Origin of the sequence: Acinetobacter sp. 102, assembly GCF_037028485.1 — a bacterium.
In the GTDB taxonomy this organism is placed as follows: domain Bacteria; phylum Pseudomonadota; class Gammaproteobacteria; order Pseudomonadales; family Moraxellaceae; genus Acinetobacter; species Acinetobacter higginsii.
This window is the reverse complement of the sequence record NZ_JAZEZK010000010.1, coordinates 1-11,732: the sequence shown is the minus strand read 5'-3', so window position 1 is coordinate 11,732 and position 11,732 is coordinate 1. Positions and strand designations below refer to the sequence as shown.

At 42.0% G+C, this 11,732-nt stretch carries 6 protein-coding genes; 4 read left to right on the top strand and 2 right to left on the bottom strand.

Going from position 1 to position 11,732, the window contains the following annotated elements; translation table 11 throughout:
* Positions 1 to 44: 44 nt before the first annotated feature.
* The 3 genes from cntA (at position 45) to cntB (ending at position 3,748) form a co-directional block, all read left to right on the top strand.
* Positions 45 to 1,160: a carnitine monooxygenase subunit alpha gene (gene cntA / locus WA352_RS11350; protein ID WP_005150788.1), complete on the top strand. Its 1,116-nt coding sequence runs from the start codon at positions 45 to 47 to the stop codon at positions 1,158 to 1,160.
* Positions 1,161 to 1,235: 75 nt separating this feature from the next.
* Entirely contained in the window at positions 1,236 to 2,687 is a 1,452-nt protein-coding gene (locus WA352_RS11345; protein WP_241345126.1) for an NAD-dependent succinate-semialdehyde dehydrogenase, read from the top strand.
* A gap of 104 nt (positions 2,688 to 2,791) precedes the next feature.
* Positions 2,792 to 3,748 (top strand): carnitine monooxygenase, reductase subunit CntB, encoded by a 957-nt coding sequence (cntB, locus tag WA352_RS11340; protein ID WP_241345125.1) that lies wholly within the window; start codon positions 2,792 to 2,794, stop codon positions 3,746 to 3,748.
* Between the two features lie 76 nt (positions 3,749 to 3,824).
* On the opposite strand, the gene WA352_RS11335 is transcribed toward cntB, so the two are convergent.
* Together WA352_RS11335 and aspT are read right to left on the bottom strand one after the other, a co-directional pair.
* Entirely contained in the window at positions 3,825 to 5,426 is a 1,602-nt protein-coding gene (locus tag WA352_RS11335; protein ID WP_004806113.1) for a bifunctional aspartate transaminase/aspartate 4-decarboxylase, read from the bottom strand.
* A 49-nt stretch (positions 5,427 to 5,475) separates the two neighbouring features.
* Positions 5,476 to 7,161, bottom strand: coding sequence for an aspartate-alanine antiporter (gene aspT / locus WA352_RS11330; RefSeq protein WP_241345123.1), 1,686 nt, complete (start codon positions 7,159 to 7,161; stop codon positions 5,476 to 5,478).
* Positions 7,162 to 7,691: 530 nt separating this feature from the next.
* On the opposite strand from aspT, the gene WA352_RS11325 reads away from it, so the two are divergent.
* Positions 7,692 to 11,732, top strand: a 4,041-nt coding sequence (locus tag WA352_RS11325) for an ESPR-type extended signal peptide-containing protein (RefSeq protein ID WP_336142657.1), incomplete at its 3' end; no start/stop codon positions are given.

Sequence of the window (11,732 nt, the reverse complement as noted above, 5' to 3'; positions counted from 1 at the left end):
GATAAAACGGTCGTTAGGACAAAACAGTTTAATGGAGTAAAACCATGAATGCAGTTGAAAAATTACCAGAAGATTTCTGTTCAAACCCAGATGTGGCATGGACATTTCCAAAAGTGTTCTATACCTCATCTCAGGTGTTTGAGCGCGAAAAAGAAGAAATTTTTGCGAAAAGCTGGATTTGCGTAGCACATGGCAGTGAAGTTGCCCAAGCCAATGACTATATTACCCGTAAGGTGATTGGTGAAAACATCATCGTGATTCGCGGTAAAGATAGTGTATTGCGTGCATTTTATAATGTCTGCCCACATCGTGGTCATGAATTATTAAGTGGTAGCGGTAAAGCCAAAAACGTGATTACCTGTCCGTATCATGCATGGACATTCAAGCTGGATGGTAGTTTGGCACTGGCACGTAACTGTGATCATGTTGAGTCTTTTGACAAGCAAAACTCCAGCATGGTGCCGTTAAAAGTTGAAGAATATGGTGGTTTTGTCTTTATTAATATGGATGAAAATGCCACTTGTGTTGAAGATCAATTGCCTGAATTTGCACAAAAACTGAATGAAGCTTGTGCCGTAATCAAAGACTTGAAACTGGCTGCACGTTTTGTAACGGAAACACCTGCCAACTGGAAAGTGATCGTGGATAACTATTTAGAATGTTATCACTGTGGTCCAGCGCATCCTGGTTTTGCTGACTCGGTACAGGTGGATAAATACTGGCACACCACCCATCAAAATTGGACGCTGCAATATGGTTATGCACGTTCTTCAGAAAAATCATTCAAGCTTGACCCATCGGTGAAGGATCCAACTTTTAGTGGTTTCTGGACTTGGCCATGCACCATGTTTAACGTACCACCGGGTGCGAACTTTATGACCGTGATTTATGAGTTCCCGATGGATGCGGAAACCACTTTGCAGCACTATGACATTTTCTTCACCAATGAAGAATTGACTCAAGATCAGAAAGACCTGATTGAATGGTATCGCAATGTCTTCCGTCCTGAAGACCTCGAACTGGTTGAAAGCGTACAACGTGGTTTAAAATCACGGGGTTATCGTGGTCAAGGGCGTATCATGACCGACAAGCAACGTTCAGGAATCAGTGAACACGGTATTGCGTATTTCCAGAATCTTGTTGCGCAATACCACAAATAATTTTGTCTCAGGCATCAGATAATTTAAGGTGCGGTGATCAGGCCGTACCTTGCTTTTAATCGATAGGAACATGACATGTCAAGTTTGCAAGCAAGTCCGTTATTTCAACAACGCGGATTGATCAATGGTCAATGGGTGAGTGCACAATCTAATGCCACCATTCCTGTGACCAATCCTGCGACAGGTGAAGAAATTGGTGTCATTCCAAATATGGGTGCAGCAGAAGCCACCGAAGCGGTTGAAGTGGCGTATCAGGCTTTAGCAGCGTGGAAAGGATTAACGGCACAAAAACGTGCAGACCTATTATTGGCTTGGTATCAGCTGGTTTTGAGCCACGCGGATGAGCTGGCGCGGATCATGACCATTGAGCAGGGTAAACCCTTAGCCGAAGCTTTGGGTGAAGTGAAATATGCAGCTTCATTTATTCAATGGTTTGCGGAAGAAGGCAAACGTGTTTATGGCGATGTGATTCCAACCACCAATAGCCAGCAGCGTTTTATTATCACCAAAGAACCTGTGGGTGTGGTTGCAGCGATTACGCCGTGGAATTTCCCTATTGCCATGATTACCCGTAAAGCGGCACCTGCTTTGGCAGCGGGTTGTACGATCGTGATTAAGCCTGCCAATGAAACCCCATATTGTGCGCTTGCAATTGCCAAACTGGCAGAAATGGCAGGCATTCCAGCAGGTGTCATTAATGTAGTTACAGGCAAATCGCAAGAGATTGGTTTGGTCTTTAGCAGTCATGAAAAAGTCAAAAAACTGACCTTTACTGGTTCTACACCTGTGGGGCGTTTATTGATGCAGCAATGCTCAGGCACCATTAAAAAATTGGCGCTGGAACTGGGTGGCAATGCACCATTGATCGTGTTTGATGATGCGGATCTGGATAAAGCGGTACAAGGTGCAATCTTTGCCAAGTTCCGTAATGCAGGGCAGACCTGTGTTTGTGCCAATCGAATCTATGTCCATGACAAGGTTTATCAGGCCTTTACCGAGAAATTTGTGCAAGAAGTACAGAAATTCAAAATCGGCAATGGTTTGGAACCGAATGTACAGATCGGGCCGTTAATCAATGACAAGGCAGTACTGAAAGCAAAACAGTTGATTGATGATGCTTGTGGCAAAGGTGCCCAAGTGGCGTGCGGTGGTCAACAACATGCACTTGGACAAACCTTCTTTGAACCGACCGTGTTAACCGATGTTTCGCGTGATATGGACATTGTTCAGGAAGAAATTTTTGGCCCAGTAGCACCTTTAATTCGTTTTACTGAGGAAGCGGATGTGGTGGCGCAAGCCAACGATACCATTTTTGGTTTGGCAGCCTATGTGTATAGCGAAAACATTTCACGGATTTGGCGTGTGGCTGAACAACTGGAATATGGCATGGTCGGGATGAACTCAACTGCTATTTCCAATGAAGTGGTGCCATTTGGCGGTGTAAAACAATCGGGTGTTGGTCGTGAAGGCTCTAAATACGGTTTAGAAGAATTTATGACCATTAAATATATGTGTTTAGGAATTTAGGGACACTGTTGGTTGGGTTGTCAGAATGGGCAGCCCAACGGGCAATATGCGCTTAAAATTAGAAAATGCTGAGATGAGCAGCATGCGGTAAAGAGGATTTAGACATGGCTAGTCATTATGAAATGTTTGCATCGGTGGTCACACGGGTAGAGCAACTGACTCCACTGATCAAACGGTTTACATTTAAACGTCAGGACGGACAAAATTTCCCTCAATTCAATGGTGGCAGTCATATCATTGTGAAAATGAATGATCAGCTATCCAATGCCTATTCATTGATGAGCTGTGCTCATGATCTATCGACTTACCAAGTCTGTGTCCGTAAAGATATTGAAGGTAAAGGTGGTTCAGTCTTTATGCATGATCAGTGCAATGAAGGCTGTGAAATTCTGATTTCTGAACCGAAGAATTTGTTTCCATTGGCGGCAGATGGTGAGAAACATATTTTAATTGCAGGCGGGATTGGGATTACCCCATTTGTGCCGCAAATGGATGAGCTGGCAGCGCGTGGTGCAGACTTTGAATTGCATTATGCCTACCGTTCCCCAGAGCATGCTGCATTGTTAGATGAACTCAAGCAAAAGCATGGCGAACATATTGTTAGCTATATTGATTCAGATGGAAAATATCTTGATCTCGATCAATTGATTGGCTCTCAACCCAAAGGTACGCACGTCTATGTGTGTGGCCCAAAGCCAATGATTGATGCAGTGATCGATCGTTGTAATTACCATCGTTACCGCGATGAATATATTCACTGGGAACAGTTTGCATCTACGGTACCTGAAGAGGGTGAAGCATTTACGGTTGTATTGGCGAAATCCAATCAAGAAGTGGAAGTGCAAGGCAATCAAACCATTTTACAAGCGATTGAATTGCTCAATATTGATGTGGAATGTTTATGCCGTGAAGGAGTCTGTGGCACGTGTGAAACCATGATTCTAGAAGGTGAGGTAGAGCATTTCGATCAGTATCTGAGTGATGATGAAAAAGCCTCACAGCAGTCGATGATGATTTGTGTATCGCGTGCAAAAGGCAAAAAACTAGTACTTGATCTTTAATTTAAAGTTTTGAGTTTAAAAATATAAAAAAGCAGCCTAAGCTGCTTTTTTATTGATCAGGAACATTGATTCAGATTTATTTTTTGCCTTTCTTGGTTTTTAAGTATTCTTGATAAGATTCTTCGGCAAAGCGTCTTAAGGAATCCCCAATGGCAGCATATTGGTATTCATTCAGGTTGGCCAATGACGCACGGGCAGAAGGGTGCTGTACCCCAAAGCCTGAACCTGGTAACAGTACCACACCTGTTTCATCAGCAACGCGGAATAATAATTCGGTTGGGTTCTTATTCTTCATGACCCAATCTGCAAACTCGTCTCCATACAGTGTTCGAGAGGTATTTTCCAAGTTGACCAAGGTATAGTAATCGACTGAGTTTGGATCGGCTGGAACTTCAACTCCTAATTGTCGATACAGCGCAGCATCACGTTCGCGCACTACAGATTTAACCGCCTTCTTATAGTTCTGTTGCGAATCCATCATATTGAATAGGGCAAACAGTACCATTTGCACTTGTTGAGGTGTAGAAAGACCTGCGGTGTGGTTCAGTGCTACATTGCGACTATCTGCGACCAGACGATCAATAAATTTGATCTTGGCTGGATCAGTGGTTAAAGAAGAATAGCGTTCTTCCAGTTCCTTCTTGTCTTTTTTCGACAGCGCAGCCAGTTTTTGATCCAGAATATTATTGTTGGAGAGAGCGATTACCCCGAGTCTCCATCCAGTTGCTCCAAAATATTTCGAGAATGAATACACCAAGATGGTATTGTCTGGGCAGATCGCAAACAGTGATTTGAAATTGTCTGCAAATGTACCGTACACATCATCGGTTAAAATAATCAGGTCAGGTCGTTTTTTCACGATATCAGCCAATATCGCCAAACCTTCATCGCTGAGTTTTACTGAGGGCGGGTTACTTGGATTCACCAGAAAGAAGGCTTTAATCGATGGGTCTTCCAGTTTCCGCAATTCAGATTCAGGGTATTGCCATCCGAGTTTTGGATCGGCCTCGATCAGGACTTCTTCAAGTTGATAGTCATTCAGTTTTGGAATTTCCAAATATGGTGTGAAAATAGGTGCACCAATCGCGATACGATCGCCATTGGCAATAATTTTATTCTCTTTTAAGGAGTTAAAAATATAGGCCATTGCTGCGGTTCCACCTTCGACCGCAAACAAGTCTAAGCCTTCTTTCGGCATGCCTTGGACGCCCATTTCACGTAGGATATATTCTTTGATAATCGATTCACTGATACGTAGCATGCGGTCAGGGACAGGGTAGTTACAACCTAAAATTCCCTCAACCATTTCCAGTAAAAAAGCATCTGGATCTAAACCGAGCTGATCTCGGACATAGGAAATGGCTTTGCCTAAAAATACTACACCGGGTTTATCCCGATTGTGCATAATGAAGTTATCGAAGCGAGATTGCAGACCAACTGGGCGAGGGAAGCCGCCTAAGCCTTCTGGCATATAAGAGAACGAAAACTCTGATTCCGTTGTTGAAAATAGCCCCAATTGGAAGAATGCCCGACGCGGAATCGTGGCTAAAAAGTTTGGATTTCCGCGGCCTGCATTCAGCATCATCCTGTCTGTTTTGCTTTGGGCAAGCTCAATTAAATTGTCTTTTAGTTCGAATGGGCTAAGTTTTGAGTATTTTGAGTAATCAACGTTCCCCATGGGAAGTCTCCTTAATTATAGTGACGGCAATAAAATTTTGAATATGGATTTAAGCAAGGCCAACAATCAGTGGGCCAAGCAGAGTTAAGAATACGTTTGCCAAGGCATAGGTAATTGCAAAAGGCACGGTCGGAATTGAGTTTCCAGCTTTATCTAAAATTGCACCAAAGGCAGGGTTGGCACTACGAGAACCAGACAAGGCGCCTGCCATAACGGCAACGTTGTCATAACGCAGCACATAACGTGCAAAAAGCATGGAAAGAATCAGAGGAACTAATGTGACCACCACACCGATCATAAATAAGGACAGACCACTGTCTTTAATGGTTTGGATGGCTTGTAAACCAGATTGCAAGCCAACCGCAGCCACGAATCCTGCAAGACCCAGATCTTTCAGGAGCTGCGATGCAGCTAAAGGCATGTTGCCATGGACTTGATTGCGGCTGCGCAACCAACCAAACAGAAGACCTGACAGTAACGCACCACCACCTGCACCAAGTGTTAGAGGGACATCACCAATACGGACTACAAACAAACCAATCAATAAACCAACGACCAAGCCTGCGCCGTGGAAAATCCAGTCGGTTTTTAAGCTTTCTGGCAGTGCTGTACCTGCTTCTTTGACTAAACGATCAAGATCACTTTTAGTTCCATACACGGTAATAACATCCCCTTGATGTAAAACGGTGTCATCACTCAAGCTCTGCGTTTCATCGTTACGTTTAATCGCCAGCACGTAAATCCCATGCTTTAAATAGGATGGGGTATTACTTTTAATATCACCGAGACTGCGATTGATATACTTGGAATTTCTTAGGATGACATCGGTCGTATCCATAATCATTTCCATACCTTGTGAAGACTGTAGTTCAGTACCAATTTGGTCTGAAATAGCAACAACACTGGCACGACGGCCGACCAGCAATATCACATCATCTGTTTGTAAAGTTAGTTCTGGTGCCACATCAATCAATTGATCTTTACGCTTTAAGCGCTCGATGGTAATGCTACTTTGTATGGATTCAAGTTCTGCAACAGTTTGTCCATTGGCTTGTTTGACTTTATAAATACGTCCGACAATTTCAGGCATTGCAAGCTCTTGACCTGGTGCTAATTCAAAAGCACCTTTCAGACGTTCGGATTGTGCTTTCAAAGCATCATCGTGAATTTCTTTGCCCATAAATTTAGGCAGAATATTGACACAGACAATGATGGCACCCAATGAACCAAAAATATAAGTCACCGCATATCCGATTGCGACATTGGCCTGTAGTTTTTGAATCTCAGCCAAGGGCAGGTCGAGTCGTGAAATCGCATCACCTGCAGTCCCAATAATTGCAGATTGGGTCATTCCACCAGCAGCGAGTCCTGCGGCTAAACCTTTGTCTAAATGGAATAACTTTGCCATGACCAAGACTGTGATTAAGCCGCTGACTGCCATGAAGACTGCTAATAGGATTTCTTTTATCGATTGTGGACCCAATGATTTGAAGAACTGTGGGCCACTTTCAAAACCAACTGCATAAATAAATAATGCAAATAGAATGGCTTTGACCCCATTATCGACGGGAACACCGATGAGACTGAGTACGACTGCAACAAGTAGGGAACCTGCTACACCACCGAACTGAAATTTTCCGAATTGAAACTGACCGATCCAGAAACCTATTGCTAAGGATAAGAACAATAGTATTTCTGGGCTATGTTTTAATTCGCCTTGTAACCATTCAATCATTTTTCGATCTCACTTTTCTTATTCGATCTATCTTTAGGTTTGAAATTTATTTATTTTTCATGTTTTTTTAAAATACGCCTCAGAGCGATTCTGTGCAAATCTATTGATTTTATTGTATTTTTATATTTTTAAAGTCTAAGTTGTTATAAAGGCTAATTTTTTTTTCAAAGTGTTGTTATATAAAAATATATTTTAACTAAAGATAAAAATAAAGTTACACAAATAAACAAATTGGAATCTAAGTATTTACTAGTGTTTTATGTTTTTTTAATAAATTTTAAATAATAATTAATTTTTTATAATAAATATTTAATATTATGATTTTTAATGAAAAATGTTGTTTTAAACTGTAATCATTAATTAGATTTAAAATAATATTAAAGTAAGTTGTATTTTTGTAAATTACATTTAAAAAACAAAGTATAAATAAAGAGTTACTCTAAGTTACCAAGGGTTGAATAAGTTTCTGTTTATATTTTATTCAAAATAAACACTTTAAAAACATACATAAACGATAAGGTGAAATAATCATGAATAAAGTCTATAAGCTGGTGTGGAATGCTTCAACTGGTGTTTGGGTAGCGGTATCTGAGCTGGCTAAATCCAGAGTAAAATCAAAGACAATTAAGGTTTTAGCTGCTGTCATACTGGTTAATTTTAGTGTAGGGATAGGCGCAAGTTATGCAGATGAGGTAATTCAGGGAAATAATATACAAGTCGTTACAGATAATAGTGATCCGTTGAATATAAAGCACACAATTTCTACATCGGATAATGTTGCTTTTAAGAATGTTACCGTGGGGACGGTGGTGGTTGATAGTACAAGCAATAAAATCTCTGGATTGAGTGATGGGGCGAATAATGATGATGCTGCAACTTTTGGGCAATTGAAAACTGTTGATAATAAAGTCAATCAAAATAGCTCAGATATTTCATCATTAAATTCTAGTGTTTCGAAAAATACAGGTGATATTTCGACAATAAACTCGAGTGTATCTAAAAACACAGGTGATATTTCCTCACTAACTAATCGAGTCACGGTGAATGAAGGAGATATTGCAAATTTACAGTCATCGGTTGGGGGAATATCGAATCAAACCTGGAAAATTCAAGCAAATGGTGATGCTGCAACATCAGTAAAGTCTTCTGATACAGTTCAGTTTTCAGATGGCGCAAATATTGCGATTACCCGATCAGGAAATAATCTGACTGTTGCGACAAAGCCAGAGGTTAGTTTTGACAAAGTTACAGTCGATGGGGTTGTGATCGATAATGGCCAAATTACAGTGACTAAAAATGCTACTGTAGGTTCTGGATCTAAGGAAGTTGTGACTGGTGATCAACTGTATAAAGTTGAACAAGACTTGTTAAATGCAGGAATTGAACGCGCTAAATATTTCCATGCAACTTCAGTTTTAGATGATTCTGTTGCTGATGGTACCGACTCAGTGGCGGTAGGGCCAAAGGCTGTGACCAATATAGCAGCTAAAGATGCGGTGGCGATTGGTAATAATGCCATTGTCGGAACAGCAACCGTTGCGGGTACACCTGCTACCGATGGAATTGAGTCAATTGCGATTGGTAAAGACACTAAAGCACTAGGCAATAAAAATACCGTGATTGGGCAGGCAGCGACGACGGATACGATGGAAATTACCAGTTCGATTGCGATTGGTGATGCTGCAAAGATTAGTGGTACCAGCACCAAAAATGCCGTTTCTATAGGTTCTAACTCAATTTCAAGTGCTGAGAATGCGACTGCGTTAGGGGCTGGTGCAGAAGCTTCTGCATCGAATGCTACCGCTATTGGTCAAGGGGCGAAAGCAGCATCTGGCTCAGCAATAGCCTTGGGAGATAGTGCAATTGCGAGTGGAGCAAATTCTACTGCACTGGGTTCAGGTGCTCAGGCGAATAGTACCAGCGCCATTTCTTTAGGTGCAAATGCAGGCGTAGGTACGGTCAATAATGCAGGAAATAGCAATCAAAACCATATTGCAATTGGTACCAATGCAGGACAAAACATCAAAGGCAATGAAAATATCGCCATTGGTTTAGAAGCATCCAATGGTACATCGGGAAATTATAACATTGCGATTGGTTCGAAATCGGGTCAGGCTTCCGCGGGCGAGGAAAATGTCAGTATTGGTTATTTATCCAATCAAAATGCCAAAGAAACTGACCATACCACAGCGATTGGTGGACGTTCAATTTCAGGTCAAGCGGCTGTTGCTGTTGGTTATTTAGCAAGTGCAGACAATCAAGGTGCGGTTGCGATTGGGTCCAATTCAAAAGTAGAAGGGATTGATGACGGCTCGGGTACAGGGACCAAGAAAAATGCAGATAATGGCGTTGTAATTGGAACAAATGCGTGGTCTAAAGATAATAGTATTGCTTTGGGTTCTAATTCTGTTGCTTCAAAAGAGTTAGCCGAAACACAAACAGGTTATCTGACCTCATCTAAAACCAGTAATCAAGGCGTGGTCTCAGTTGGTTCGGATGGTTCAGGAGGTGTGGCTGCATTTAACAGAAGAATTGCTCATGTGGATGATGGTGCAGATGGTTATGATGCTGTTAATGTCAGACAATTAAAAATTGCTCAAGAGAAAGTAGGTAACTTAATTGGTGGCGATGTTAGTGTAGACAACAACGGTAATTATTCGCAAATTACCTTAAAAGATAATAATGGCAAGGAATATAAATACAATACAGTGGTCGATGCTTTAGGTGCGATCTCAAGTGGTGCTGTGCTGCCAAGTATTGATAATGCAGTGACTTATACAGATGCAACCTCTAAACAAATTAATCTAAGACCTAATACGGTTATTAGTGGTTTGGCACCAGGTAAAGTGGGTACAGATGCGGTGAATCTAGCTCAAATGCAAGAAGCCGTTGAAGCGAGTCGGGTCAAATATATCAGTGTTAAATCTGAGACGATTGGAAACAAAAATAATGAAGGTGCTTCTGGGGTAGATGCGGTTGCAATTGGGCCTGAAGCCATTGCCCAGAATAAAAATAGTACGGCAATAGGTTCGCAGGTCTATGCCCTTGGTGATAATGCGACCACGATTGGTTCAACAGGAACGATTGCATATGATGCAGCAGGTGTTGCGATTGGTCAGCATGCGATCAGCCGGGGTGAAAATAGTATTGTCATTGGTAAAGATGCGAAATCAGAGCCACAAACCAGCAATGATAAAGTCAATGATGCAGTGGCAATTGGGACAAATGCACTGGTGACTAACAGTAAAGGGATTGCGATTGGTAAAGAAACGATTGCACGAGGAGAGGAAAGTATAGCGCAAGGTTATGATGCTCGAGCGAGTGCCGATCGGGCGCTTGCCGTTGGGGTCAGCAGTCGTTCCTCAAGCACAGATGCACTGGCTTTAGGTACGCAAGCATCGGCATCTGGAACCAATGCGTTGGCGACAGGTAAACAAGCCAATGCCAATGCTCGTGACTCAATTGCAACAGGGACACAAGCAACAAGTTATGCAACCAATGCAATTGCACTGGGAAATAACTCTATTTCAGGGAAAGCCAATCCGACCAAAGATGAAATTGATAACAATCTCAATTCAAATACGATTGCCATTGGTACAGATAGTTTTGCTCAAATTCAAAGTGCAATTGCTCTAGGGAATACGGCTCGAGCGACTGAGGAAAATACCATTGCAGTGGGTAAAAACAGCAAAGTTGAGGCGAAAGATGCAATTGCGATTGGTCTAGATGCTCAGACGATTGGAGCAAATGGGGTTGCTTTAGGTAAACAAGCCAAAGCAGACGGGGAAAATGCGTTGGCGCAAGGTGTTTCAGCTAAGGCATTAAATCTTAACTCCATTGCGCAAGGGAACAATGCACAAGCTATTGCAGATAATGCAACTGCGATTGGTGCAAATGCTTTGGCGACAGGCAGCGCAGCAATTTCACAAGGTTTCAATGCCAAAGCGTTAAATACCAATACCATTGCTCAAGGTACCAATGCACAGGCAACAGCCGAAGGTGCGACTGCCATAGGTTCAAATACAGTTGTTAATCATAACAATGCTGTTGCCCTTGGTAATGGTTCGCAATCTGCCGATTATGTACAAACAACCAGTACGGTAATTAATGGCAAGACCTATAATTTTGCGGGTATGCCTACCAATTCTTCAAGTGTAAGTGTGGGTAGTGCAGGGAATGAACGTATCATCGTCAATGTCGCAGCAGGTCGAATCAGCTCAACCAGTACGGATGCGATTAATGGTAGTCAATTGCATCAAACCAATACTGCAATTGAAGATTTAGCCAATACACCACTAACCTTTCAAGCAGATAGCGGTGCCAATGTACAGCGTAAACTTGGAGAAACGCTAAATGTCGTTGGTGGTGTAACAGATGCGAGCAAATTAACAGATAACAATATTGGTGTTGTGGCTGATGGAAATAACAAGCTCACGGTTAAATTAGCCAAAGATGTGAAAGTCGATAGCGTCAATGCAGCAGGTACATTGATCAATAGTAATGGCCTCAGTTTTGTGGATGCTAGTGGCAATGCGATCGCGAATAGTCCAAGTATTAGCAAGAACGGAATT

What these genes read in the sequence shown, in the direction of transcription:
- cntA (WP_005150788.1), top strand. Translation starts at nt 45, where the DNA reads ATGAATGCAGTTGAAAAATTACCAGAAGATTTCTGTTCAAACCCAGAT.
- WA352_RS11345 (WP_241345126.1), top strand. Translation starts at nt 1,236, where the DNA reads ATGTCAAGTTTGCAAGCAAGTCCGTTATTTCAACAACGCGGATTGATC.
- cntB (WP_241345125.1), top strand. Translation starts at nt 2,792, where the DNA reads ATGGCTAGTCATTATGAAATGTTTGCATCGGTGGTCACACGGGTAGAG.
- WA352_RS11335 (WP_004806113.1), bottom strand. Translation starts at nt 5,426, where the DNA reads ATGGGGAACGTTGATTACTCAAAATACTCAAAACTTAGCCCATTCGAA.
- aspT (WP_241345123.1), bottom strand. Translation starts at nt 7,161, where the DNA reads ATGATTGAATGGTTACAAGGCGAATTAAAACATAGCCCAGAAATACTA.